Origin of the sequence: Flavobacterium sp. 5, assembly GCF_002813295.1 — a bacterium.
GTDB lineage: Bacteria > Bacteroidota > Bacteroidia > Flavobacteriales > Flavobacteriaceae > Flavobacterium.
The window spans coordinates 2,405,706-2,431,651 of record NZ_PHUE01000001.1 but is presented as its reverse complement, the minus strand read 5'-3'; the positions used below and the strand labels follow the sequence as shown (position 1 = coordinate 2,431,651).

Genomic DNA, 25,946 nt, shown 5'->3' with positions numbered 1-25,946 from the left:
GTCTGTATTATATTTTTAAACTAAAATAGGAAGCAAATTCGTACTACTTCTTATAAATATTGACTGTACTAATTAAAAAAAGCCTCATACAGAGGCTTTAGAACATTATAATTCTATATCAAACTGGGTTAAAGATTTGAACTGTTTCAATCTTGAGACCACTTCATCTTCTTTTAAATTAACCATCCTTTCTGTTCCAAATTTCTCTACACAGAAGGAAGCCAAATTCGAACCATAAATTATTGCATTTTTCATATTATCGAAAGATACATTTTCACTTTGTGTAATGTACCCAGAGAATCCTCCTGCAAAAGTATCTCCTGCTCCTGTTGGATCAAAAACTTCTTCTAATGGTAATGCTGGTGCAAAGAAAATTTCTTTACCATGGAATAATAAAGCTCCATGTTCTCCTTTTTTAATTACCACATATTTTGGTCCCATTTCATGAATTTTTGCAGCCGCTTTTACCAAAGAATATTCCCCTGAGAGCTGACGTGCTTCTTCATCATTTATGGTAATAACATCTACTCTTTTGATGATATCTAATAATTCGGGTAAAGCACAATCCATCCAAAAATTCATAGTATCAAGAACTACTAATTTTGGTTTGGTTTCCATTTGATCCAAAACACTGCTTTGTACTAAAGGATGCAAATTACCCAACATTACAATTTCAGCATTTTTATAATCTTGGGGTACTTTTGGTTGAAAATCTGCCAAAACATTAAGTTCTGTTACCAAAGTATCTCTAGAGTTTAAATCATTGTGATACAATCCGCTCCAAAAGAAAGTTTTTCCTCCTTTAACAACTTCAATTCCAGAAATATCAATATTTCTATCTGTTAACAAATCTAAATATTCTTGTGGAAAATCATCTCCAACTACAGAAACTATTGCAGATTTTACATTAAAAAAAGAAGCAGATATTCCTATATATGTTGCTGCTCCACCCAGAATTTTGTTTGTTTTTCCAAAAGGAGTTTCAATTGCGTCGAAAGCTACTGTTCCAACAATCAATAATTTATTCATTATATGAGTTTCGAATTAGGGTGCAAAGATAGTCCATAAGTTGCAATATTGCAACGGGTCAAGCTCTCAAAATTTTCATAAAAAAATAAATTGTTTTTATAGCGTAAAAGACCTATAAATGAGTAAATTATATTTAATTTCACAGAAGGTTATAAGCTGCAATTTATTACAAGAAAAAAGTGTTCTTGAAAAATGCTACAAATGATACTTCTTGTAGTAATAATTTTTTAACAATGGTATTTGTATCAAAATCATAACTGGCACAATCAGGATGATATACAAACTTTTTTTGGAGATTTGAATTCCTGAAAATAAATTAGAAATTCTTTGAGAATATAACTCATCTATTCTAAGGTCGTAACTGCTATTTGTCACCACACTATTAAAAGCACAAAAAATTAAAGCACCAATAATCAGTATCCAAATTTCCTTTGAAATCAAAGGCTTGTATGCTTTAATTTTATTACTTTCAACAGCTAAAACTTGCGACATTATTCTTAACGTAAAATCAATAGATGGCGATTGCAAACTACTTTCTGCCATCATTTTATCAATAAGATTTTCTATATTTTTATTATCCTCTTTCATAATACTCTAGTCTTTCTGATTCTAAATGCTTCTTCAAAATAAGGGCTAATTTTTGTCTACTTCTAAATAATTTTACTTTAGCATTATTAGCCGAAATATCCATTATCTTACCAATTTCCTCTAAACTTTGATCATCAAAATAATATAAAGTCAGCAAGAAATTTTCTTCGCTGGGTAACAAATTTAAACAATTTTGAATAGTTTGCTTTCGTTCTTTATCTTCCAATGCACTCAAAGCATTATCCATTGTTTTTATTAAATGTGCCGAAAATTCATCAATCGAAATGTTATTTTCTTCTTTCTTCATTTTCTTCAAATTATCTAAACATGTATTGTAGGCGATTTTATAAATCCAAGTCGAAAACTTAGAGTCACCTTTAAACTTATTCAAGGAATTGAAAATTTTGATAAAAGTATCTTGTGCAACTTCCTCCGCTTCTTCTCTGTTTTTTACCATTTTCAAAGCCAAAGAAAAAATCATATCCTTATAACGATCAACTAACACGGCAAAAGCATTTCGCTCTCCCTGCAATATTAAATTAATATAATGGTGATCCTCTAATTTACTCATGATTATAGTAGGACGAGTATATTATCCCTTTGGTTACAACTTATTTAAAAAACAATTGAATTAATTCTTATAAAGTTAAATAGAATACTTCAAAATTTTATTTTTTTCAATAAAGTTGTAACCTAAATCAAAGTTGTCTCGTCCTATGAAGTATCAATCAATTTAATACTATACAATATGGGACCAGAACTTTTAATACCAATTAGTCTATTTTTAATGATCTTCGGGATCGTTTATCTTATTTTTTCAACAAGAAACAGGGAACGTTTAGCACTTATAGAAAAAGGTGCAGACGCAAGCATTTTTGCACAAGGAAGACAAAGCGGTGTTGCTATGTGGAAAATCTTTATCCTGAACACAGCTTTTCTTTTAATCGGAATAGGGATTGGTCTTTTTATTGCTTTAATCCTTACAACTTACACGGCGTTGAAATCAGATGTTGTTTACCCAGCAACAATTATTATAATGTCTGGAGTGGGCTTGCTTGTAGGATTTAACAAAGCCAAAGATCTCGACAAAGAGTAACCGAAATTTGAATTAGTAAACTTAATTACGCATCAAAAAATTGCTTTTGATGCGTTTTTTTATTCTTTAGAAGCTACATTTTCATAATAAGAATCAATGGAAACCACCTTTTGCATGGAAGCCATAACTGCCAACTCATCGCATCTTTCGTTTTGAGGATGATTATTATGACCTTTAATCCACTTAAAATCTACTTTGTGTTTTTTGTACATAATTAAGAAACGCTTCCATAAATCGGGGTTTTTTTTTCCTGTAAAACCTTTTTTCTCCCAACCGAAAACCCATTTTTTTTGTACAGAATCTACAACGTACTTTGAATCTGAGATAACTAAAACTGAAGTATTATCTTTTTTAAGTTTTTCTAAACCTACAATAACTGCCAATAATTCCATTCTATTATTTGTAGTATGTCTAAAACCCTCGTAGAATTCCTTTTTATAAGGCTTTCCAACCCACTCCATAACAACGCCGTATCCTCCATTTCCAGGATTCCCTTTAGCCGCTCCATCAGTATATATATGTACGTCGTAATTCAAAATGATGTTTTAAAGTTTATTAAGAAGCAATTTATCTATTATCTCTGGGAAATATTTTTGTTCTAATTCATGAATTTTTTCTGCAACCACTTCGGGTGTATCCGTTCCTAAAACTGCAACATTTTTCTGAAAAATAATAGCTCCCTCATCATAATTTTCATTTACATAATGAATAGTAATTCCCGTTTCTTTCTCTTTATTATCGACTACCGCTAAGTGAATATACATTCCGTACATTCCTTTTCCTCCAAATTTTGGCAACAACGCAGGATGTATATTTACAACCTTATTTGGATAAGCTTCAATCAAATCTTGAGGGAATTTTAATAAAAAACCAGCTAAAACGATTAAATCAGGTTGAAATTGAATAACTTTTTGTAGTACTTTTCCTGAATTTAAATCTTCTTTTGAGAAAATATCAGTCGGAACTGTTAATTTTTTTGCTTTATCAAGAACCCCTGCATTTGAATTATTTGAAAAAACTGCCACAACAGTTCCTGTAGAACTATTCTTAAAATATTTTATAATATTTTCAGCGTTAGTCCCCGACCCAGAAGCAAATATCAGTATTTTTTTCATAATTCTACTTTTTAAATTTATGCAAAAAAAGGAATAAAAAACGAAAATAAATAGCTTTAAGAAATCTTTGTTGGAATAAATTTTATAATTTAGTAGACACATTTATTCACTAAATAGTTGTTTTAAAATAAAGTTGTTTTATTTTTGCCAACAAATTAAATTCTAAAATTAAAAGATTATGTCAGACATTGCATCAAGAGTAAAAGCGATTATCGTAGACAAATTAGGTGTTGACGAAAACGAAGTTGTAACAGAAGCAAGCTTCACTAATGATTTGGGAGCTGACTCATTAGACACTGTTGAGCTTATTATGGAATTCGAAAAAGAATTTGACATTCAAATTCCAGATGATCAAGCAGAAAACATTGCTACTGTAGGTCAAGCTATCTCTTACATCGAGGAAGCTAAAAAATAATAATTATACACCCGATTACTAAAATTTTATAATTTTAAATCGGGTGTTATTATTTGATTTAATTAAATATTCGATTGAATTTCAATCACATTATATTTACATTATAATACCCATGTCTCTTTTAGTTACTTTTTATAGTATAGAAAGCATGGGCTTTATTTGTTAAAAGATAACAAAAATAAAAACGTTATGGTTTTAAGAAGAGTTGTTGTAACAGGCCTTGGTGCTCTTACTCCCATTGGTAATAATATTGAAGAATTTTGGAATGGTTTAATTAATGGTGTTAGTGGTGCTGCACCAATAACATATTTTGATGCTTCAAAGTTTAGAACAAAATTTGCCTGTGAAGTAAAAAACTTCAATGTCGAAGATTTTATTGACAGGAAAGAGGCCCGAAAAATGGACCGTTACGCACAATACGCTATGGTTGCATCTGACCAAGCCGTAAAGGATGCTAATTTCGATTATGACAAATTAGATAAAGATAGAGTAGGTGTCATTTGGGGTTCAGGAATTGGAGGATTAGAAACTTTTCAAATAGAAGTTCTTAATTTTTCAGCTGGTGATGGTACTCCAAAGTTCAATCCTTTCTTCATACCAAAAATGATTGCTGATATAGCAGGTGGACTTATTTCAATGAAACATGGATTTAGAGGTCCAAATTTCACAACAGTTTCCGCTTGTGCGTCATCAACAAATGCTATTATTGATGCTTTCAATTACATACGCCTTGGTCATGCTGATGTGATAGTAACTGGAGGTTCAGAAGCAGCTGTAACAATTGCTGGAATGGGAGGTTTTAATGCTATGCATGCCTTATCAACTAGAAATGATGACCCAAAAACAGCTTCAAGACCAATGGATAAAGGCAGAGACGGATTTGTACTAGGTGAAGGTGCGGGAGCATTAATCCTAGAAGAATACGAACATGCTGTAGCCCGTGGGGCAACAATATATTGTGAAATTGGAGGAGGCGGAATGTCTGCTGATGCTTACCACATTACCGCACCGCACCCTGAAGGATTAGGAGCTAAAAATGTAATGTTAAACTGTTTAAGAGATGCTGGTTTAGAACCATCGGATGTAGACGGTGTAAACATGCACGGTACTTCAACTCCACTTGGTGATATTGGTGAATCTAAAGCAATTCTTCATGTTTTTGGCGAACATGCCTACACCATGAATTTGAATTCGACAAAATCAATGACTGGCCATTTACTTGGTGCCACTGGAGCAATAGAAGCAATATCATGTATTCTTTCATTAAAATACGGAATTGTACCTCCTACAATAAATCATTTTACAGATGATGAAAATATCGATCCAAAATTAAACTTTACTTTTAACGTAGCTCAAAAAAGAGAAATGAATGTTGTTATGAGTAATACATTTGGATTTGGAGGTCATAACGCTTGCGTTTTGGTTAAAAAATTAGATTTCAAAGCTTAAAATGCATTTTCTAAAAAAAATATTCTCAAAATCCCGTTCTCAAGAAGACGGGATTTTTTTTGATGCTATCCAAAACATCCTTGGATTTGAACCTACAAACATAAATTGTTACAAAAAAGCATTTACACATCGTTCTTCAAACCGTATCGATTCGAAAGGCAACCCTATTAATTACGAAAGACTTGAATTTTTAGGCGATGCTATGTTAAGCTCAGTTATTGCTGCCTATTTATTTAATGAAGCCCCACTTGGAGATGAAGGTTATTTAACAAAAATGCGCTCAAAAATAGTCAGCAGAGAACACTTGAATGAGTTAGGTAAAGACTTAAACCTAATAGAGTTTGTAGAAAGTAAAGTTCCTGTTCATCATTTTGGAGAGAATATACATGGTAATATATTCGAATCTTTAATTGGTGCAATTTACCTAGATAAAGGATACCAATATTGTGAAAAATTTATTCAAAAAAGAGTCATAATACCTTATGTAGACATTGCTCGATTAGAAGGTAAAGTAATTAGCTACAAAAGCCTTGTTATTGAATGGTGTCAAAAAGAGAAGAAACAATTTCACTATGATATTTTTGAAGACAATGCTATTGATGGTCAACGTCTATTTGGTGTAAAACTGAGTATTGATGATAAAGTCATTGCAAAAGCCAGAGCCACATCAAAAAAGAAAGCAGAAGAAAAAGCCTCGCAACGTGCTTATTTTGCTTTTCAAGAAAAAATTGAAAGAAAATAGCTAAATGATTATCAATACTACATCGTTTTCGTTAATAAAATATCATAATCCTAGTCAGCAAGCGTCCCATTACTAGTTTAGAAATATTATATTTACAGCTTATTTTTTAATGAACATGGCAATTCATAAATTGGATTTTGGTGAATTTGACGAGATAGATTACAGTCTTATCGCTATTCACACGCCATTAGAAGATTACCGATTGGCTTATTTTATCAATCAAAAACTTCATGTAAATCTGAATAAATCTATCAAAGAAATTCAAATTACAGATAAAGAAGGGGAAGTTCATTTTTCTAGATTTCATTATTATGAAAAGAAAAAAGATATTTCTTGGGATTTGATACAAAATATAAACGAAGTCATTCAACAAAAAAAAGAAGACGATCAAAGTTTGTTTTCAAACTTAGATATAGAAGTAGCTAAAAAAGTGTACATTCTTCCTGAATTCAAAAAAGTTAACTACTTTTTAAAAATAGAAAACAGTGAAGAGAACACCAATCTTTTGGAAATTCAAAGTGAGCTGAATTCAATAGATCAAATAACTACTAACTATGTTGTTGATATAAATAAAATAAAATCAAAAAACAATTTAATTTTTTAATACAAATGCTTACAAACAAAAAAACCAAAATTGTAGCCACACTTGGGCCTGCATGTAGTACACGAGAGATCATTAAAGATATGATTGAGGCAGGTGTAAATGTATTTAGAGTAAATTTTTCACACGCTGACTACGAAGATGTTAAAAACAAAATCAACATTATCCGTGGTATAAACGAAGAGTTTGGATACACTACTGGAATTCTTGGAGATCTACAAGGGCCTAAACTTCGTGTTGGAGTTATGGAAGACGGAGTTGTTGTTAACGATGGTGATTTAATTACTTTTACAACTGCTGAAGATATTATAGGTACTTCAAAAAAGGTATTTATGAAATACCAAAACTTCCCAAATGACGTTAACCCTGGAGAAAGAATACTACTTGATGATGGAAAATTAATTTTTGAAATCGTTTCAACAGATAAAAAAACAGAAGTAATTGCTCGTGTTATACAAGGGGGTGAATTGAAATCTAAAAAAGGGGTAAATCTACCAAATACTAAAATTTCATTACCTGCTTTGACTGAAAAAGACATTGCTGATGCCATTTTTGCAATAGAAATGAAATTAGACTGGATTGCTCTTTCATTTGTTAAAACTCCTAGAGATTTACAAGATTTACAAGAATTAATTGCAAAACACTCTGAATATAAAATTCCAATTATAGCCAAAATCGAAATGCCTGAAGCATTAGAAAATATGGATAGAATTGTAGCTTATTGTGATGCATTGATGGTTGCCAGAGGTGATTTAGGTGTTGAATTACCTGCTCACGAAGTACCATTAGTTCAAAAAGAATTAATTCACAGAGCTAAAACAGCTAGAATTCCTGTAATTGTAGCGACTCAAATGATGGAGACAATGATTACTAGTTTGACTCCAACTCGTGCTGAAGTAAATGACGTAGCCAACTCGGTTATGGATGGTGCTGATGCAGTAATGCTTTCTGGTGAAACAGCTACTGGTAATTATCCTGTACAAGTTATTCAAAAAATGACTCAAATTCTTGAAGCAGTTGAAGATTCTCCACTTATTCAAGTACCTCAAAACTCTCCACAAGTAAGAACAAATCGTTTTATCACTAAAACAGTTTGCCAACATGCTGCTACTATGGCTAATGTTATCAAAGCAAAAGCAATTTGTACTTTAACAAATAGTGGTTATACAGCTTTCCAAATTTCGGCTTGGAGACCTTCTGCACACATTTTGGTTTTTACGTCAAACAAAAGAATTATAACTCAGCTTAATTTATTATGGGGAGTAAAATCATTCTATTATGAAAAATCAGTAAGTACAGATGATACTGTTACTGATGTAAATAATATCGTAAAAGAAAAAGGATTTGTGAAAAAAGGAGATTTCTTGATCAACTTGGCAGCAATGCCAATTACTGAAAAAGGAATGGTTAATACCTTAAGAATTTCTGAAATAGAATAACTTTTAGTATCAATATATTTAAACCGTCTTCTATCTTTTAAAGATTTAAGACGGTTTTATCTTTTAAATTTTTGATTATTTTTACAGAAATAAAACCTCGTTGAATGAATCAGTTTTTGCTATTTGTCACAATTTTGCTTCTGCCTTATTATTCTATAGCTCAAACAAATTCAGATGCATTATTATCTGAAATAGATCAAACTATTGAAAATAATTCCTTTTTTACTCAAAAAAAAGAACGAGAAATTGCTCAGCTTAAAGCACTTTTAAAAAGCACCAACATTTCTATTTCTAAATATGAGATTACACAAAAGCTGTACATCAATTACAATTCATATCAATCTGACTCAGCTTTGGTTTATGCTAGAAAAAATCTTAAAATTGCAGAAAACCTTAAAGACTCAGAAAAATTAAATCAAGCCGAAATAAATCTCGTGTCTATCATGGGAACATTAGGCATGTACAAAGAAGGTACTGATATTCTTAAAACGATTACAATTGCACTGGCTTCCTCTTTAAAAGGCCCCTTTTATAATGTCAGTCGAACAATTTATGGTCAAATGGCCGACAACACATCTTCTCCTCAAGAAAAAGAAAAATATCTCTTTCTCGCTAAAAAATACCGAGATTCCTGTATATCTTATTATCCAACACATTCTGTTTCTAATATTATAGCTAAAGCTGATTGGGATTTAGATCATAAAAAACCTAGTGAAACATTACATTTATTACTCCCATATTTTTCTAAAACCAATCATAAAGATCCTAATCGAGCGATTATATCCTATCTTATCTCGCAAGCTTATAAACAAAAAAAAGACAGATTACAGGAGAAAAAATGGCTGAGTATTTCGGCTTTATCAGACTTGCAATTATCTAAAAAAGAATATATTTCGCTTCGTTCATTAGCATTTTTACTTTATGAAGATGGCGATATTGAAAGAGCCTATACTTATATCAAACGCTCATTGGATGATGCTGTTGTATGCAACGCCCGTTTGAGAACTTATGAAATATCAAAAATGCTCCCAATCATTAGTCAGTCATATCAGCAGCAAAATGAAACCAATAGATTCCAATTAGTTGTTTTTTTAATTAGTGCTAGTTTCTTTGCTCTTATTTTATTAGTGCTTTTATTTCTTCTTTTTAAGCAGATGAAAAAATTAGCTTCTGCAAAAAAAGAGCTGAGTTCCGCTAATGATAAACTTTCAGAATTGAATGCTGAATTAAATACTTTTAATGAAAAATTAAATCTGTCGAACAATACCTTATCAGAAGCTAATTTTTTAAAAGAAATTTATATTGGCCGCTACATGGATCAATGCTCAGATTATTTAGGAAAACTTGATGAATACCAACGGAAGCTAAATGTACTGGCAACAACCGGAAAAATAAATGATCTTGTTAGTACTGTAAAATCAAAAGACTATATCGAAAAAGAACTAAAAGAGTTTTATGCTAATTTTGACAAAACCTTTTTACAATTGTTTCCCGATTTTATAACTGATTTTAATTCCTTGTTGATTCCAGATGAAACCATCCATCCAAAGGAAGGTGAACAGCTTAATACCGAATTAAGAATATTTGCACTCATTCGTCTGGGAATAAAAGACAGTGCTAAAATTTCAGTCTTTCTTCGATATTCTATTTCTACCATTTACAATTACCGTTCTCAACTCAAAAATAAATCAGCTGGTCCAAGAGATGAATTTGAAGAAAGAGTAATACAAATTGGAAATAACAATAAATAAAATTTCTTCATCTAAGAAGTTTTACAAATTTATACTACTTAATAAACTACTTTTTTAAAAGATTTAAAAACAACAACTAATTGATTTTTAGATATTTATTTTGTAATTTTAAAAAAACAATCTACTTTTTTCAAAAACTAAAATTTTCCGAACGACAAAGCATATACTTTTACTTTTCGGAAACGATATTTTTTGACTCGTAAAATAAATCGATTTCGTAAAAGTTATTTCCAACAAAAAAATAAATTTCAACTATGAAACATTTACTTTATACTGCTTTATTTTGCTTTATGGCATTCCAGTGTGCCATTTCACAACAATTGAAATCTCCTAATGGAAATTTTACTATGGTGTTTGCGTTACAAAATGATGGAACTCCAAATTATAGTTTAGTCTACAAAGGAAAAACAGTTATAAAGCCAAGTAAATTAGGCCTGGAACTTAAAGATGACAAAAAGTCTTTACTGAATGATTTTACCCTAACAGATAGTAAAACCACTTCATTTGATGAAACTTGGAAACCAGTTTGGGGAGAAGTAGAATCCATTCGCAATCAATACAATGAACTTGCAGTAACACTTAATCAAAAAGGAACAGACAGACAAATTATCATTCGTTTTCGATTGTTTAATGATGGCTTAGGTTTTCGATATGAATTTCCAACTCAAAAAAACTTGGTCTATTTTGTTATAAAAGAAGAGAGAACACAATTTGCAATGACAGGAGATCATACTGCTTTTTGGATTCCTGGAGATTATGACACTCAGGAATATGATTATACGACTTCTAAATTATCTGAAATAAGAGGTTATTCTGAGAAAGCAAAAACAGCGAATTTATCTCAAACTTCTTTTTCACCAACTGGGGTACAAACGTCACTTATGCTGAAAACTAATGATGGTTTATACATCAATTTACATGAAGCAGCATTGATTAATTATTCTTGTATGCACTTGAATTTGGATGATAAGAATATGATTTTCGAATCTTGGTTAACTCCAGATGAAAAAGGAGACAAAGGATATATTCAAGCTCCTTCACATTCACCTTGGCGTACGATTATTATTAGCGATGATGCTAGAGAAATTTTAGCTTCAAAAATGACTTTAAATTTAAATGATCCTTGCAAAATAGAAGATACATCATGGATTAAGCCAGTTAAATATGTTGGTGTTTGGTGGGAAATGATTACTGGAAAAAGTTCATGGTCATACACCGATGAATTTCCGTCTGTACAATTAGGTGTTACCGATTTTTCTAAAGCTAAACCAAACGCGACGCATGGTGCAAACAATGCAAATGTGAAAAAATATATTGATTTTGCCGCCGCTAATGGTTTTGATGCCGTATTAGTCGAAGGTTGGAACGAAGGTTGGGAAGACTGGTTTGGTCACTACAAAGACTATGTTTTTGATTTTGTAACTCCTTACCCAGATTTTGATGTGCAAGGATTACATGAATATGCAAAATCCAAAGGTGTAAAAATGATTATGCACCATGAAACATCTGGATCAGTTCGTAACTATGAACGTCACATAGATAAAGCATACCAGTTCATGAAAGACAATGGGTATGATGCCGTAAAAAGTGGTTATGTAGGTAGTATTATATCAAATGGTGACAATCATTACAACCAATTTATGATAAATCATTACCAATATGCAATAGAAAAAGCAGCCGAGTATAAAATCATGCTCAATGCCCATGAAGCTGTTAGACCAACAGGTATTTGTAGAACCTATCCTAACCTTATTGGTAACGAAGCGGCTAGAGGAACCGAATATCAAGCATTTGGCGGTTCAAAACCAAACCATGTAACATTATTACCTTTTACTAGATTAATTGGTGGACCAATGGATTATACACCAGGTATTTTTGAAATGGATTTAAGTAAATTTAGCCCAAACAATAAGTCTCACGTAAACAGCACTATAGCAAATCAACTTGCCTTATATGTTACACTTTACAGTCCTTTGCAAATGGCTGCCGATTTACCTGAAAATTATAATAGATTCCTTGATGCTTTTCAATTTATCAAAGATGTAGCTGTGGATTGGACAGAAAGCAACTACTTAGAAGCTGAGCCAGGTCAATATATTACCGTTGCCAGAAAAGCAAAAGGAACCAATAACTGGTTTATAGGAAACGTAAATGGATATGATTCTCGTACTTCTAACATCAATTTTGCATTTTTAGAAAAAGGAAAAAAATACACTGCTACTATTTATGCTGATGGAAAAGATGCTAATTACAAAACAAACCCGCAAGCCTATACGGTTCGAAAAATAGAAGTAACTAATAAATCCAAACTTTCGCAACTAAGCGCTCCAGGTGGTGGTTATGCGATAAGCATTATTGAAAAGAAATAGTTAGTTGTTAGTTATTAGTTAATAAAGCTAATGATTGTAGTTGACCTTACAGATTTTAAAACCTGTAAGGTCTTCTTTGTATATAACCTATTTATCTCCAAAAATCTGAACATCATCGACTTGAAACGCACCATCCAAAGCAAGGTTTTTCCCCGATCCTGTATATTTAAAAGCAATATTTATTTTCCCAGTATACGATGATAAATCTATTCCTCCAGAACCCACAAACTGATACCAAGGTGTAGCTTGCTTAGGCAAAACAACTGTAAGAGGAATCCAAGTTGCTTTAGTAATATTCAAGCCATCAAAATCATTAGAAATATAAATTTCAAGCGAATTTAAAGGAGAATCAACATCCAAATGATGCTGAGCTGTTCGAAAAGTTAATACTTCATTTGTATGCAAATCCATATCAATTTGGGGAGAAATTAACCAAGCAATATTAGATACTACTTTGGTTCCGCTAATAGCAAACTCGGCATAACCATTGCCTGAATACACAGTCCCTTTCCAAAACAACGTTCCTTTTTGTACCATATTTGCCCATCCTGGAAGATTTAGTTTCGTATTGGTTTCTACACTTTGAAAATTTTCGGCAAAGAATGGTACAGCGGCAGTTCCTGTAAGTGTTACGTCTTTTTCAGATCTTGCTAATAACTGATAGTCTGAACCAAACTTGGTCAAAACGCCTCTTACCTTTCCACTTCCATCAGGTACAATTTTATCTGCAAAATCAGCAAAACTACTCGTCCTAAACAACACTTGATTTCCCAATTTATCTTTCAGACTCCAATTAGTGCCTCCCCCAATATCATTTGATTCTTCATAATAATGACGGCCAATAGCGTCATTTGCAAATTGCACTCCCGACAATTCTACTAATGTATTGATGTTTGAATCGTTCAATAAATCGGTTATAGAAATTGGGCGAACCAGTAATTCTTCATCTACTATTGTACAAGAGGAATTTAGGATTTTTTTATAATCATTTGCCGAAATTCTACCCACCCCTCCTTCATTATAAGTGTTAACATAAATACCTCCAATACGCATACCTCCATAATAGAAATCCGTAAACTGATCTTTCATTTTAATATATACTTTGTTTCCCAATTTAAAATCAACGTACGTATTCGAAGCATCAACAGGAACGCTAAACCCTATCGATGGAGTTGTATCTGTTGCCAATGTTTGAAACGAAATGGTCTTGAAAAAGTTCCCGCCTTCATCACTGGAAACGACATAACCTTCAATAATATCATCGTATTTATATTGTGTCACAATCGAACCTGTACTTAGCCTAACCTCTTCAACAGTTCGATTTACTTTTAAATCGGGCTGTGTACATGTTAATTTTGGCACATTAAATTCCTCTACACAACTCCCTAAAGTCAAGAAAATTCCTAATACAATAATGCTGATTTTTAACTTCATAATCTTTTACTTAAAAATTTATAAATTGATATACAGGTTCACAAAATAAGTCCGCCCGTAACCATAAAAATATTTATTCCCGAAATTGGGTGTTCCACTGGAAACGTCTTGATTGAGTTGTCTAAAATTGGCATTTCTCGCTTGCTCATATCCTCCTGTTTTATACTTCAAGTCCAGAACATTATTTAGCGTCGCAAAAAGTCCGATATTCTTTCCTTTTATCTTCCAAGATTTTCCTCCCGAAATGTTTAATAATGCAACAGGTTCAAATTTTTCTTGCGTCAATAATTCTCTAGCTCTTTCTTCAGAAGCTTCTGGAAAATTAAAACCACTTTCAGGATTTTTATAAAAAGTTGCAGTTCTTGAAATTGGAGAAATATCAATAAAACTATTAGCCAAATAATTGATATTGGTGCCAAGCCACCAATATTTGGGATCTCTATATTCAATTCCTAAAGCATAAGCCTGTTGTGGCATTCCTGCCTGATGATAATTTTTTAAAGTAGCTCTTCCAAAACCAAAAACTGGATTGGGGTTTTCAATGGTAGCTTGTGCATCATTGGTTATGGTAACATTGGGATCGCTAACATACGTATATTGCCCATACGCTGCCGAAAAACTAGCCATTATTGTCGTGGTTAACTGGTGTTGCAAACTGAATTCGGCTCCCAAATTTTGCTTATCCAAATGCGTTAATGTCTGACTTACGAAAGCATCAGTGTTGGCATATCCCGCTCCATCATCAAATATTCCTTCAGCATAAAAGAAAGACGTTTGAGTTATATTCTTTATACCGGCATAAAAAAGAGAAAGGCGGGTTTGCCATTTTGGAGTTCGAAAAAAGTAACTTACATCCAAACTATTTATGGTTTCATTTTCTAAACCAGCAACAACCGAATTGTTTAAACGGGAATTAGGAAATGTATTTCTGATTGTTGGCGCATTGGAAAGATATGCTGCATTGAAACTTAATTGTTGTCTCCCCGAAATTTTAAACAAGATACCTCCTTTGAAACCAAAATTATCAAAATGAACTTTCTCACTTTTTCCAAAAGAATTGGTTGCATAAATTCCGTTTTGGTACAAACCTTCCCTTTGATAATTGGATCTTATAAAATTTTGCGCCAAATAAAAATCAACCTTGTCATACGTGAATTTAAAGTTGGTGAAAAGGTTTAAAGTATTGGCAAAATAATTAAAATTGTATCCGTAAGCCTCGCCTTCCGCTACTTGTCTATTGGGATGATTCAAATCTGATTGTGCTTGATCTCCATTGTAAAACACATCAATATCTTCAAAATATGAACCGCCTAATAAATCAGTCAATTGCTGATAGTTATGTGATTTTAAATTGCTAAAAAAGCCTCCAGCAGTCAAATAAAGATTGTCGTTTATTTGTGTATTAAAAGTAGAATTGGCTGTTATTGTTTGGTCATCTGTACGGTCTTCATACAAAACATAGTGACTCTTCCCAGGAGAGTATTCAATTATATTACCATTCGCATCCAGAACTGGAGATTGATTTGCATAATATAAAGCGTTCCAATCAATTTGATTGTGAGTTAGAAATTGATCCTTGCTTTTCTCTGCATTCTCATAATCAGGAGTAAACTCTCCCGAAAATTCTCCATTATCTTTTGCATAAAGAGAACTGTAATAGCTTGGCATTTTTCTATAATAAGTCGGATCTGGGCTATTGGCATTTTGATAATCAATATTACTGTTTGTGATTTTGCCAAATTGATAAGTCAAACTAGAATTTAAAGTAGTGTAATCATTGATTGTATAAAAATGATTCAGCATCAAGATTGGTTCTTCGATAGTTTTTACTCTTGCATTTCGTTTTTTACCATCATGCCAACCCCAATACGAATTGTATTGTTCGTTTGTTAACTGAGTTACTTCAGCAGTATTTGGCGAGTTTTTAGCTCTGGAGTTGGGTGTGTAAAATCCGGAGAAATTCAATGAGTGATGTTCATTTATTTTCTTTTCAACACTAATAAAACCAGCAACCGCATTATAATTGGTTCCATCAAAATACGCTTCCTCTGCCCATCGGGTTCCTGCCGAAATTACAAATGCCCAGCCTTTATTATTCATTCCAGAAGCATAAGTTCCAGTAGTTCGCCAAGAATAATTAGTATTAGTTCCTGAAAAAGAAAGTATTGTCCCTGGTCTGTAAATGGAAGCACGAGTATTGATTTGCTGAGTGCCCAAAATCCCTCCAAAAACATAATCCGAAGGAAAAGAACCAACTGTAAATTCCTGATTCCGAACTGCATTATTCAACCCACTCCAATCACCCCATTGTGGCCTGCCATCAAAGAGTTTGTTCATCGTAACGCCGTTAATGGTTGTAGTTGCATACTGGCTATCCAAGCCCCGGATTCTAAAACGAGCTTGTCCCCAATTGAAAGCTGCTGCTTGCTGAAAAGCATCTCTGGAAGATTGTAAAAGTCCCGAAGTACTTTCGGAACCGCTATTGTCATCACTCAAATCACTTTCAAGAAGTGTGATTAAACCTGTTTGTTGTTCAACCATTTGGTTGTCTTCCATTGGAATTGCTCCTAAATCAAGCATTTGGTCTTTAGTAATTACAATAGAAAGCAATATATCCTTAAAACCCTGACTATGTAAAAGCAGTAATTGATTTCCCAACGTGACTGAATAAAAAGCAAAAACACCATCGCCCGAAGTAAGTTGCATCAGCTGGGTATTTTCAATTGAAACCACTACATTCTCTAATGGTTTTTGTGTTTTAGAATCAATAACTTTCCCTTTAACACCTATTGGTTTTTGGGCTAAAATAAAAGTCACATTCCATAAAAAAAGCATTCCTAACAAAAATTTCCGCATACCTATTTTACAAACAAATGGAATGAGCCGTGACAAAACACAACTAACCCAAAGATTAAATTCGTTTAAAAAAAAGGATAAAAAAGGTTTGGAAAAATAATAATGTAAAGTCCTAAATCAACTGTGGCGTTTAAAATATCAATCCAATAGAAACAACTCTCCATTGAAATCGGAGGCAAACATAAGAAAAAAACTATTTAAAAAAAGAAGTAAATACTTATATTTTGTGATTATTCGCTAATCACTTTGATACGACCTACCATAAAAGCGATGAGAACACCAAAAATCCCAATAAAGGCAAAAGAAAAACGCAAACTTGATAGTTCGGCAATATGACCAATAACAGGTGGCCCCATCAAAAATCCAAGAAAACTAACACTTGAAACAGTCGTCAAAGCTTCGCCAGTAGGTATTGTTGGATGTTTACCTGCTATACTATACAAAGTAGGAACTACGGTAGAAACTCCCAATCCTATAACCATAAAAGCAAGCATTGAAGGTATGATATAAGGAAAAGCAACAGCAGTAAAGAAACCTGATGAAATCATAACTCCACTGATTTGCATTACCTTTTTTCGTCCATATCTATTGATTAATTTGTCACCAAAAAAGCGACCACTTGCCATCATAATCATAAAAGAAGTGTAGCCCAGAATTATTAAAGCCCCAGGAGCTTTTACAATATCTTTAAAGAAAACGCCACTCCAATCAAACATAATTCCTTCACTGGCCATACTACAAAAACCGATAACACCTAGTAAGACTAAAGTTTGATCTGGCTTACTGAGTCCCTTTTTTTTCTGTACTTTAATTGTCTCTTTGGCTTTAATTAAGAGTTTGAAATTAAAGGCAATCAACAAAAATGCAATAAAAGCAACTATTAAGAAATGAATATATGTAGTGAGTTGTAATGCTAACATTCCTAAACCTACTAATGCTCCAGTAAATCCAGCTAAACTCCACATTCCATGAAAGGAAGACATAATGGTTCTTTTAAAAAGACCTTCAGTATAAACGCCTTGAGTATTTACAGCTATATTAGTAAGGTTACCAAAAATTCCAAAGGCATATAATCCAAGAGCTAATTGCCAAGCATTTTGGGCTAGACCCAAATTCGTTAAACTTACTGCATACATCAAAATAGCAAAGGGCAAAATACGATGACTGCCAAAACGAGTAACTAATTTACCCGAAAAATACATCATTGTTAACTGTCCTACAGGCAAAGCAAAAAGAATAGTTCCCAATTGACCGTCACTTAAATTGAGTGCTGATTTTATAGTTGGAATTCTGCTTGCCCAAGTAGCAAAACACAAACCCATAGCAAAATAAAACATCGAAACCGCTAAACGAATCCTAAGCAAATAGGATGCTTTGGCATCTCGATAGTTTTTCTTGTATTTTCCTTTGGCTTTATACCAACCTATAAAATTGAAGTACTGCAAAATTATCGCTATTTAGTGTTTTGCAAAGATAACAAATGAATTTATTTAAAGTCATTATTACTATAAGCTTCCTGAGTTATAACGTTATTGTTTATAAATCAATACCTCTTTTATCTTCAGAACTTTGAATGGATGCCTCAATAATCTGCATCACATGAGTTCCATCTTCGGCTGACACAGGCTCTGGTAAGCCGTTAGCAATTGACTGATATACACCTTCAAAAAAAGAATAATAATTTCCTTGAAGTGTTGGTACTTTTTTCTTTATAATTTCGCCGTCAATTTCGGTGTGTAAAAAACCCTCAAGTTCTTTTGGCTCTGTTCCCCAAGAATCTAAATTTGGTTTTTTACCCAATTTCAATTCATCTTCCTGAACATCACCTCGAGGTTTCAAGAACGAACCTTTTTTTCCATGAATAACATACGCTGGATTAGCTTCTCTCACAAAAAAACTAGCTTTTAATCGCACTCTAAAATCTGTGTAAAACAACAAAATATCAAACCAATCGTCCACTAAAGAATTTTCTCTGGTTATTCGAATATCAGCAAAAACACTTTTGGGAAATCCAAATAAATACAATGCCTGATCAATTATATGTGGTCCTAAATCCTTTAGAATTCCAGCACCAGAATTGGCCGTCTCTTTATGTGTTTTTGGGCTCAAAATTGGATTATAACGATCAAAATGAATTTCGGCTTCTACCAATTCTCCTAGAACTTTACTGGAAACTATTTGTTGTACTGTTTTAAGATCGCTGTCCCATCTTCTATTTTGAAATACTGAAAGTTTTAATCCTTTTTCTTTAGCAAGGTTTGCTAATTCTCGAGCTTCGCCAACAGTAGTTGTAAAAGCTTTTTCAACAACAGCATTTTTTCCGGCAAGTAAAACTAGCTTAGCATATTCAAAATGGGTTCCAACTGGTGTATTAACAATTACCAAATCAACATCGCTTTGAAGTACTTCTTCCAGAGTAGCAAAACTTTTTACGTTTGGATAATCCAATTGAATTAATTGCTTACTTCTTTCCCAAGAACCAACCAATTCAAATCCTTGATGAAATTCTAAGAAAGGAGCGTGGAAAACTTTTCCTGACATTCCATAAGATAATAGTGCTGTTTTAATTTTTTGCATTGTTATTTTTATTTTATTTTGGCTCGTTCATATTGTCTCGGCCATTCTACATCAACTCCCAATTCGTGTGCGAAATCAAAACCTAAATTCGAATTTCTAAGCGATTCTCTAGCAAATAAAACTATATCAGCTTTACCACTCGCTACAATATCTTCGGCTTGTTGAGAAGTGGTAATCAAGCCAACAGCTCCTGTCAATATATTGGTTTCTTTTTTTATTTGTTCTGCAAAAGGAACTTGGTAATTAGGTCCTAAAGGAATTTGTTGATGTGATACCAATCCACCCGAAGAAACATCTATTAAGTCAACTCCTTTTTCTTTTAAAATTTTTGACAATTCAATTGATTCTTCAACATTCCATCCACCTTCTGCCCAATCAGTAGCAGAAATTCTCACTAATAACGGGAAATCTTTTGGCCATTCCGATTGTACTGCTTTTAAAACTTCAAGTGTAAATCGGATCCTGTTTTCAAAACTTCCTCCATATTCATCGTTCCTTAAATTCGTTAGAGGCGACAAAAATTGGTGCAATAAATAACCATGCGCACCATGAATTTCTAATACTTGATATCCTGCAAGAACTGCTCTGCGGGTAGCTAATTTAAAATCGTCTATCACTTTTTGAATTCCTTCTTTATCTAATGCTGTAGGGATTAGCTCGTTTTCATGATATCCGATAGCGCTTGGAGCTACTGTTTCCCAACCTCCGTGATTTTGAGCTAATTTTTTGTTGCCATACCAAGGTGCTGAAACACTAGCTTTTCGGCCAGCATGTGCTAGTTGTATACCTGCAACTGAACCTTGACTGATGATAAACTTGGTAATTTTTTTCAGCTTTTTGATGTGATCATCACTCCACAGACCCAAATCGGCTGGAGAAATTCTGGCTTCTGGGGAAACAGCTGTCGCTTCCTGAATGATTAGACCTGCACCTCCTGTAGCTCGACTACCAAGATGTACTAAATGCCAATTATTAGCAAAACCTTCTTCAGCGGAATATTGACACATTGGAGAAATTGCAATTCTGTTTTTAAACGTAATACTTTTTATTTGTAGTGGAGAAAATAATTGTGAAGACATAAATACAACGAAATTAATGTTTTAAGTAAAAGAGTAATAAAACATGATTTATAGGTAGTAAAGTTATTGTACAAACTGCAAATTAAAAATGAAAATCGTATTAATTAACAAAGTTTTAAAACGATACGCGTTAATATTGCGTAATTAATAAAATAGAAAATAGTACTTTTGTCCGTCATTAAAGAACCGAAAATTAAAAAATGGAAATAGTTATCAAGCTTTCTCAATTTTTATTGAGCTTATCATTACTTATTATACTTCACGAATTAGGACATTTCATTCCTGCTAAATTATTCAAAACCAGAGTCGAGAAATTTTATTTGTTTTTTGACGTAAAATATTCACTGTTTAAAAAACAAATTGGTGAAACTGTTTACGGTATTGGATGGTTGCCACTTGGTGGATACGTAAAAATATCTGGAATGATTGACGAAAGTATGGACAAGGAACAAATGGCTTTGCCTGCACAACCTTGGGAATTTCGTTCTAAACCAGCTTGGCAACGTTTAATTATTATGTTGGGTGGTGTAACGGTAAACTTTATACTTGCTTTCATTATATATATAGGTATGGCCTTTGTTTATGGTGATTCTTATATTGCAAACGCTGATATGAAAGATGGTCTTTTGATAGAAAACCAAGCCATGATAAATGCCGGATTCAAATCTGGTGACAAAATAGTAGCTGTTGATGGAGAAAAAATCATTCGTTTTGACAAAGAAATTAGTGGTAAAGTAATTTTAGCCAAAGAAGTTGTGATTGACAGAAATGGTGTTGAACAGACTATAAAAATGCCCCATGATTTTGTTGATCAATTGTCTAAAGTTGAAAAAGAACCATTAGCCACTATTCGAATTCCATTTGTTATAGGAAAGATCTCAGATGATTCTTCCAACAAAGATTTAAAAGCAAAAGATATTCTTATATCACTAAATGGTCAGCCAACAAAATATCTTGACCAAGCCAAAGTAATTTTACAAAACAACAAGAACAAAACGGTTTCAGCTATGATTTTGAGAGATCAAAAACAAGTGGCTATAAATGTTAAAGTAAATAATGAAGGCAAATTAGGAGTTCAGCTTGGTGGTTTAGGCCTTGATTCTTTAGAAAAATTAGGCTATTATAAAATTACACATCAAAAATACGGTTTCATGGAATCTATTCCTTTCGGGATCCAAAAAGGGAAAGATCAATTGGTAGGATACGGAAAACAATTAAAAATGATTTTCAATCCTGAGACCAAAGCTTACAAACAAGTGGGTGGTTTTGCAGCTATCTATAATATTTTTCCAAGTTCTTGGAGCTGGGAAGTTTTTTGGAGCATCACAGCCATTTTATCAATAATGCTTGGCGTAATGAACTTATTGCCTATTCCAGCACTTGACGGTGGTCACGTAATGTTTTTATTGTTTGAAATTGTGAGCGGAAAAAAACCAAGTGACAAATTCTTAGAGAACGCACAAATGGTTGGTTTTGTATTGCTTATCAGCCTGTTACTTTTTGCTAATGGAAATGATATTTATAAAGCGATTGTAGGCAAATAAAAAAGATTGTTATTTTTGCTTTTTTTGTTTGCTACATTTAAATTTAATCCTATATTTGCACTCGCTAAAAAGAGCAACAACTTCCTCCTTAGCTCAGTTGGTTAGAGCATCTGACTGTTAATCAGAGGGTCCTTGGTTCGAGCCCAAGAGGGGGAGCAAACTTTTTTTAGCAAACATACATACCTTTAAGGTGATTCCTCCTTAGCTCAGTTGGTTAGAGCATCTGACTGTTAATCAGAGGGTCCTTGGTTCGAGCCCAAGAGGGGGAGCAAAAAAGACTATCAGAAATGATGGTCTTTTTTTTTTGCTCAAAACTCAAACAAGAGAACGTATACCTAAGTATATACAACCTAACACAGGAAACAAAAGACCATCATTGCTGATGGTCTTTTGTTTAGACAAAACTCAATTTCATCAACTCAGAATAAAACATCCACAAAACAAAACATTCTATATTGACATCCAGAATGTTATCAATACTGAAAGCCAACGAATACGAAATCAAAAAAAAATCTAAACAAAAAAATTAGAATTGATAAAAAAAGATTAGCTAAAAAAGAAAATCATATAAATTAAAAAATAATCACAACAACGTCGATTTCGGTGATAATAATTTAATAATTTAGTGTCGAACACACGCCAAAAAGGCCATATTACACGATACTATTAATTATTTAATATTAGAGGAATATGATGAAACTGATGCCAATATTAGACCCAAAAGGTTGGGATGAAATGTTCTCTAACGAAGGAGTAAGAGATTCCTACGCACATGTTCTTCATACATTACAAAACCTGAATCCAGAAAGCCTAAACGACAAACAATTGCAGGCATCAGATTTGTTTATGAACCAAGGCATAACATTTACTGTTTATAGCGATAATAATCAAGGAATAGAAAGAATTTTTCCGTTTGACATCATTCCCCGAATAATAACCAAAGCCGAATGGAGTGAAGTAGAAACCGGAATCAAACAACGATTAAAAGCTCTTAATTTATTTTTGGAAGATGTGTACAATGGACAACACATTATAAAAGACGGCATAATCCCCGCCTCATTAATAGCGTCATGTCCACATTATATACAAGAAGTTCAAGGAATAAAAGTACCACATAGCATTCATGTGCATATTGCTGGGATTGATTTAATACGTGGAGCAAAAGGAGAATTCTATGTCCTTGAAGACAATCTAAGATGCCCAAGTGGTGTGAGCTATATGCTGGAGAACCGAGAAATTACAAAACGTATTTTTCCCGACATGCTTGCCACCAATAAAGTAAATACGGTTGGAAATTATCCAAATATATTTCACAACATATTGGTTTCGCTTTCTCCGCGAAATGTATCTAAGCCAAACGTGGTTCTACTTACGCCTGGCGTTTATAATTCGGCATACTATGAACATACTTTTTTAGCCCGACAAATGGGAATTCCACTTGTAGAAGGAAGGGATTTAGTCGTCAACAATAACAAAGTGTTCATGAAAACTACTTCCGGGTTACAGCAAGTAGATGTTATTTATCGCCGTTTAGACGACGATTATCTTGATCCATTAGTTTTTAAACCGGACAGCTCTCTGGGCGTACCTGGTCTTATTAGCGCCTATCGTCACGGCAATGTAGCTCTAGTAAATGCAGTTGGCAATGGTGTTGCCGATGACAAAGCGGTCTATGCCTACGTTCCTGACATGATCAAATATTATCTCAACGAAGAACCCATACTTAAAAATGTTCCAACATACCAAATGGAAAACAAAGAGGAAAGAGAATTAGTATTTGCCAATATGGAAAACATGGTGATCAAAGAAACCAATGGAAGCGGCGGATACGGAATGATAATGGGAAATAAAGCTTCCCAAGAAGAACTTGAGAATGGCAAAATAGCCATTCTCGCAAACCCTAGAAATTTTATAGCACAACCTATAATTCAACTCAGCACAGTCCCTTGTTTAATCGATGGCCAATTGAAATTACGCCATGTTGATCTAAGACCTTATGCTTTATGCGGACCCAATGGAGTAGAAATTGTGCCTGGAGGACTAACTCGAGTCGCACTAACCGAAGGTTCATTGGTCGTAAACTCTTCTCAAGGAGGAGGAAGTAAAGACACTTGGATCATAAAGTAATTTCATTTTAAATATTTAAAATGAATCAAAATGGAAAAGAATAAAATAAACACAGAAAAAAACAATAGTACAAAGTTTGCCTTTTTACCCGAAATGGTTTTAGAACATTTAAACGACGCAAAAACTATAACCCAAGAAGAAATTATAAAAGAGGAAGTACCAAATCCTACAACATCACAAACCATAGTTTTTGATCCCATGGCAGACCCTTTCGATGGATCTATTATAGAAATCAAACCAACAAATAAAAAAAAAAGCAAAATAAAATCTATTAAAGCAGCAAAAGGTCCCAATTTAGAAGCACCAAAACTCATTATAGTAGAAAACAAAATCATGCAACTTGTAAAAAAAATCAAATTCTATTTTATTAATTTTTAAATCAATTCAAATGAAAACAACTATGACAAGAATCGTTTCAAACACTTCGACAAACAAAGAAAAATCAATTCGTTTTGAAGCTCAGGCTCCCATTATCGAATCGATCATCGAAACTATAGTGGAGCCAATTATATACAAATGCTAAAACAATCTGAGTTCAATTATTTTTAGGAGCAGAAACATTTGGCATTTCTAGAAACATAGTTCCTGCTCTACGCTAAAGACAAAGATTTGGATTTTTTGCTATTATCCCCAATTCAATTGGACTCAGGTTACAAATAAAGAATTGGTATATACTTTAATTTCTTCTGATTTAAAAATAGCAAATCAGAAGAAAATACACTCATGCGATTTTCAAAAAACAAATTCTACATATCTCAATTTTAAAAATCGATTCTAATGAAAGCAAACATGCTAAGTCGAGTTGCAGACGGAATGTTCTGGCTCAATAGATATATGGAAAGAACAGATGGCATGTTACTTACTCTTAACACAAGCTACATTCTATCATTTGACAAAGAAACTGATGATTGCCAAGGTTACAAGCCTTTATTAAATTACTATACTGATTTGACTCATGAACAAATAAATGAAGTTCAATATGACACCAACTTTGTTTTGAAGTATATAATTTGTGATAGTTTAAATCACAATTCAGTCAAAAATTTAGTCATAAAAGCACGTGAAAATGCCAGAGGATCTCAAGATAAAATTACCAAAGAACTTTGGGAACACATCAATTCGCTCTATCATTATATGAATTCCGACGATCTTCCTCAAAAACTGGAAACTTCTGATGCCTTAAAAGTTGTAAACAAACTCAATAAAGAACTACTACTTTATAATGGAATCTTCCATGTTACCATGCCAAGAGGACTAGGCTGGAGTTTTTCGAGTATTGGAAAACTAATCGAACGATGTTTACAGACCATATCCATGACACAAGCCTATTTCATCCCGATTAATTACAATTTGGACGGAAATGAAGACACAATGTACTGGAAAAGACTCTTGCTTTCCTTATCAGGTTATGAATTATACCTTAAAAGCTATAGCAACATTAAACATAATAGAAAAGTCGTTGAACATGTTGTTTTTAACTATGATTTTGCACATTCAGTAATTTTTACTTTAGACTTAATCAATAAATATTTGGATTGCCTTGTAAAAGACAGCGAAATAAGTGAAGCCAAGACGCTATACAATCAATTTGGGAGATTAAAAAGTTATGTAGTCTACACAGATTACCAACACCTAACAAACGAACAATTAGAAGATGTTTTAGAAACAACAAAAAAACAGTTAACTCAATTTTCTATCGATTTTTCTAAATTATTTTTTTCTTACACCTAGCTAT

General features: G+C 33.0%; 23 protein-coding genes and 2 tRNA genes. 15 read left to right on the top strand and 10 right to left on the bottom strand.

Translation table 11 applies throughout. The annotated features are described in order from the left end of the window. Positions 1–105 precede the first annotated feature (105 nt). The 3 genes from CLU82_RS09900 to CLU82_RS09890 all read right to left on the bottom strand — a co-directional run bounded on the left by CLU82_RS09900 (position 106) and on the right by CLU82_RS09890 (position 2,188). On the bottom strand, positions 106–1,029 hold the full coding sequence (locus tag CLU82_RS09900) for a PfkB family carbohydrate kinase (protein ID WP_100842942.1): 924 nt from the start codon (positions 1,027–1,029) through the stop codon (positions 106–108). Between the two features lie 195 nt (positions 1,030–1,224). Further along, positions 1,225–1,617 (bottom strand): hypothetical protein, encoded by a 393-nt coding sequence (locus CLU82_RS09895; protein ID WP_100842941.1) that lies wholly within the window; start codon positions 1,615–1,617, stop codon positions 1,225–1,227. Beyond that, positions 1,604–2,188, bottom strand: coding sequence for an RNA polymerase sigma factor (locus CLU82_RS09890; protein WP_100842940.1), 585 nt, complete (start codon positions 2,186–2,188; stop codon positions 1,604–1,606). Before CLU82_RS09890 ends, CLU82_RS09895 begins: the two co-directional genes overlap by 14 nt. Before the next feature lie 177 nt (positions 2,189–2,365). Here CLU82_RS09890 and CLU82_RS09885 point away from each other — a divergent pair, with 177 nt between their 5' ends. Continuing rightward, positions 2,366–2,713 (top strand): DUF6249 domain-containing protein, encoded by a 348-nt coding sequence (locus tag CLU82_RS09885; protein WP_100842939.1) that lies wholly within the window; start codon positions 2,366–2,368, stop codon positions 2,711–2,713. A gap of 59 nt (positions 2,714–2,772) precedes the next feature. Here CLU82_RS09885 and rnhA read toward each other — a convergent pair whose 3' ends face one another. Together rnhA and CLU82_RS09875 are read right to left on the bottom strand one after the other, a co-directional pair. Continuing rightward, positions 2,773–3,249, bottom strand: a complete 477-nt coding sequence (gene rnhA / locus CLU82_RS09880) for a ribonuclease HI (protein ID WP_100842938.1) — start codon at positions 3,247–3,249, stop codon at positions 2,773–2,775. Positions 3,250–3,258: 9 nt separating this feature from the next. Next, complete coding sequence (locus tag CLU82_RS09875) at positions 3,259–3,828, bottom strand: phosphoribosylglycinamide formyltransferase (RefSeq protein WP_100842937.1); 570 nt, start codon at positions 3,826–3,828, stop codon at positions 3,259–3,261. A 178-nt stretch (positions 3,829–4,006) separates the two neighbouring features. Between CLU82_RS09875 and CLU82_RS09870 the strand changes: the two genes are divergently transcribed. The 7 genes from CLU82_RS09870 (at position 4,007) to CLU82_RS09840 (ending at position 12,594) form a co-directional block, all read left to right on the top strand. Further along, on the top strand, positions 4,007–4,243 hold the full coding sequence (locus tag CLU82_RS09870) for an acyl carrier protein (protein WP_007137004.1): 237 nt from the start codon (positions 4,007–4,009) through the stop codon (positions 4,241–4,243). A gap of 189 nt (positions 4,244–4,432) precedes the next feature. Next, positions 4,433–5,692: a beta-ketoacyl-ACP synthase II gene (gene fabF / locus CLU82_RS09865; protein WP_100842936.1), complete on the top strand. Its 1,260-nt coding sequence runs from the start codon at positions 4,433–4,435 to the stop codon at positions 5,690–5,692. A 1-nt stretch (position 5,693) separates the two neighbouring features. Continuing rightward, positions 5,694–6,434, top strand: a complete 741-nt coding sequence (rnc, locus tag CLU82_RS09860; RefSeq protein ID WP_100842935.1) for a ribonuclease III — start codon at positions 5,694–5,696, stop codon at positions 6,432–6,434. A gap of 115 nt (positions 6,435–6,549) precedes the next feature. Next, positions 6,550–7,038, top strand: a complete 489-nt coding sequence (locus tag CLU82_RS09855; protein ID WP_100842934.1) for an IPExxxVDY family protein — start codon at positions 6,550–6,552, stop codon at positions 7,036–7,038. Positions 7,039–7,043: 5 nt separating this feature from the next. After that, positions 7,044–8,474 carry a pyruvate kinase gene (pyk, locus tag CLU82_RS09850; protein ID WP_100842933.1) on the top strand — a complete coding sequence of 477 codons (1,431 nt, stop codon included), beginning with the start codon at positions 7,044–7,046 and terminating at the stop codon, positions 8,472–8,474. Positions 8,475–8,578: 104 nt separating this feature from the next. Beyond that, positions 8,579–10,225, top strand: coding sequence for a DUF6377 domain-containing protein (locus CLU82_RS09845; RefSeq protein WP_100842932.1), 1,647 nt, complete (start codon positions 8,579–8,581; stop codon positions 10,223–10,225). 254 nt (positions 10,226–10,479) lie between these two features. Next, complete coding sequence (locus CLU82_RS09840; protein ID WP_100842931.1) at positions 10,480–12,594, top strand: glycoside hydrolase family 97 protein; 2,115 nt, start codon at positions 10,480–10,482, stop codon at positions 12,592–12,594. 87 nt (positions 12,595–12,681) lie between these two features. Here the strand turns inward: CLU82_RS09840 and CLU82_RS09835 are convergent, their stop codons facing one another. From CLU82_RS09835 to CLU82_RS09815, 5 genes are all read right to left on the bottom strand, one after another. Next, positions 12,682–14,028 carry a DUF5689 domain-containing protein gene (locus CLU82_RS09835; protein ID WP_100842930.1) on the bottom strand — a complete coding sequence of 449 codons (1,347 nt, stop codon included), beginning with the start codon at positions 14,026–14,028 and terminating at the stop codon, positions 12,682–12,684. A gap of 18 nt (positions 14,029–14,046) precedes the next feature. Further along, on the bottom strand, positions 14,047–16,884 hold the full coding sequence (locus CLU82_RS09830) for a carboxypeptidase-like regulatory domain-containing protein (RefSeq protein ID WP_100842929.1): 2,838 nt from the start codon (positions 16,882–16,884) through the stop codon (positions 14,047–14,049). 230 nt (positions 16,885–17,114) lie between these two features. Continuing rightward, the gene (locus CLU82_RS09825; protein ID WP_100842928.1) at positions 17,115–18,329 is read right to left on the bottom strand and encodes an MFS transporter; all 1,215 of its coding nucleotides are present in this window, start codon (positions 18,327–18,329) and stop codon (positions 17,115–17,117) included. A 91-nt stretch (positions 18,330–18,420) separates the two neighbouring features. After that, positions 18,421–19,461 (bottom strand): Gfo/Idh/MocA family oxidoreductase, encoded by a 1,041-nt coding sequence (locus CLU82_RS09820; protein WP_100842927.1) that lies wholly within the window; start codon positions 19,459–19,461, stop codon positions 18,421–18,423. An 8-nt stretch (positions 19,462–19,469) separates the two neighbouring features. Continuing rightward, positions 19,470–20,540, bottom strand: coding sequence for an NADH:flavin oxidoreductase/NADH oxidase (locus CLU82_RS09815; RefSeq protein ID WP_100842926.1), 1,071 nt, complete (start codon positions 20,538–20,540; stop codon positions 19,470–19,472). A 200-nt stretch (positions 20,541–20,740) separates the two neighbouring features. On the opposite strand from CLU82_RS09815, the gene rseP reads away from it, so the two are divergent. From rseP to CLU82_RS09785, 7 genes are all read left to right on the top strand, one after another. Beyond that, on the top strand, positions 20,741–22,084 hold the full coding sequence (rseP, locus tag CLU82_RS09810; RefSeq protein WP_100842925.1) for an RIP metalloprotease RseP: 1,344 nt from the start codon (positions 20,741–20,743) through the stop codon (positions 22,082–22,084). A gap of 82 nt (positions 22,085–22,166) precedes the next feature. Beyond that, positions 22,167–22,240, top strand: a tRNA-Asn gene (locus CLU82_RS09805). 39 nt (positions 22,241–22,279) lie between these two features. Beyond that, a tRNA-Asn gene (locus tag CLU82_RS09800) sits at positions 22,280–22,353 on the top strand. 421 nt (positions 22,354–22,774) lie between these two features. Continuing rightward, positions 22,775–24,211, top strand: coding sequence for a circularly permuted type 2 ATP-grasp protein (locus CLU82_RS09795; RefSeq protein ID WP_100842924.1), 1,437 nt, complete (start codon positions 22,775–22,777; stop codon positions 24,209–24,211). Between the two features lie 30 nt (positions 24,212–24,241). After that, the gene (locus tag CLU82_RS09790; protein WP_100842923.1) at positions 24,242–24,589 is read left to right on the top strand and encodes a hypothetical protein; all 348 of its coding nucleotides are present in this window, start codon (positions 24,242–24,244) and stop codon (positions 24,587–24,589) included. Positions 24,590–24,599: 10 nt separating this feature from the next. Continuing rightward, entirely contained in the window at positions 24,600–24,734 is a 135-nt protein-coding gene (locus CLU82_RS21085) for a hypothetical protein (protein WP_255409705.1), read from the top strand. Between the two features lie 254 nt (positions 24,735–24,988). Continuing rightward, positions 24,989–25,942 (top strand): alpha-E domain-containing protein, encoded by a 954-nt coding sequence (locus CLU82_RS09785; protein WP_100842922.1) that lies wholly within the window; start codon positions 24,989–24,991, stop codon positions 25,940–25,942. Positions 25,943–25,946 lie beyond the last annotated feature (4 nt).

Bases quoted from the DNA above. Each gene is read 5' to 3' on its own strand.
- CLU82_RS09900 (WP_100842942.1), bottom strand. From the start codon at position 1,029: ATGAATAAATTATTGATTGTTGGAACAGTAGCTTTCGACGCAATTGAA.
- CLU82_RS09895 (WP_100842941.1), bottom strand. From the start codon at position 1,617: ATGAAAGAGGATAATAAAAATATAGAAAATCTTATTGATAAAATGATG.
- CLU82_RS09890 (WP_100842940.1), bottom strand. From the start codon at position 2,188: ATGAGTAAATTAGAGGATCACCATTATATTAATTTAATATTGCAGGGA.
- CLU82_RS09885 (WP_100842939.1), top strand. From the start codon at position 2,366: ATGGGACCAGAACTTTTAATACCAATTAGTCTATTTTTAATGATCTTC.
- CLU82_RS09875 (WP_100842937.1), bottom strand. From the start codon at position 3,828: ATGAAAAAAATACTGATATTTGCTTCTGGGTCGGGGACTAACGCTGAA.
- CLU82_RS09870 (WP_007137004.1), top strand. From the start codon at position 4,007: ATGTCAGACATTGCATCAAGAGTAAAAGCGATTATCGTAGACAAATTA.
- fabF (WP_100842936.1), top strand. From the start codon at position 4,433: ATGGTTTTAAGAAGAGTTGTTGTAACAGGCCTTGGTGCTCTTACTCCC.
- rnc (WP_100842935.1), top strand. From the start codon at position 5,694: ATGCATTTTCTAAAAAAAATATTCTCAAAATCCCGTTCTCAAGAAGAC.
- CLU82_RS09855 (WP_100842934.1), top strand. From the start codon at position 6,550: ATGGCAATTCATAAATTGGATTTTGGTGAATTTGACGAGATAGATTAC.
- pyk (WP_100842933.1), top strand. From the start codon at position 7,044: ATGCTTACAAACAAAAAAACCAAAATTGTAGCCACACTTGGGCCTGCA.
- CLU82_RS09845 (WP_100842932.1), top strand. From the start codon at position 8,579: ATGAATCAGTTTTTGCTATTTGTCACAATTTTGCTTCTGCCTTATTAT.
- CLU82_RS09840 (WP_100842931.1), top strand. From the start codon at position 10,480: ATGAAACATTTACTTTATACTGCTTTATTTTGCTTTATGGCATTCCAG.
- CLU82_RS09835 (WP_100842930.1), bottom strand. From the start codon at position 14,028: ATGAAGTTAAAAATCAGCATTATTGTATTAGGAATTTTCTTGACTTTA.
- CLU82_RS09830 (WP_100842929.1), bottom strand. From the start codon at position 16,884: ATGCGGAAATTTTTGTTAGGAATGCTTTTTTTATGGAATGTGACTTTT.
- CLU82_RS09820 (WP_100842927.1), bottom strand. From the start codon at position 19,461: ATGCAAAAAATTAAAACAGCACTATTATCTTATGGAATGTCAGGAAAA.
- CLU82_RS09815 (WP_100842926.1), bottom strand. From the start codon at position 20,540: ATGTCTTCACAATTATTTTCTCCACTACAAATAAAAAGTATTACGTTT.
- rseP (WP_100842925.1), top strand. From the start codon at position 20,741: ATGGAAATAGTTATCAAGCTTTCTCAATTTTTATTGAGCTTATCATTA.
- CLU82_RS09795 (WP_100842924.1), top strand. From the start codon at position 22,775: ATGATGAAACTGATGCCAATATTAGACCCAAAAGGTTGGGATGAAATG.
- CLU82_RS09790 (WP_100842923.1), top strand. From the start codon at position 24,242: ATGGAAAAGAATAAAATAAACACAGAAAAAAACAATAGTACAAAGTTT.
- CLU82_RS21085 (WP_255409705.1), top strand. From the start codon at position 24,600: ATGAAAACAACTATGACAAGAATCGTTTCAAACACTTCGACAAACAAA.
- CLU82_RS09785 (WP_100842922.1), top strand. From the start codon at position 24,989: ATGAAAGCAAACATGCTAAGTCGAGTTGCAGACGGAATGTTCTGGCTC.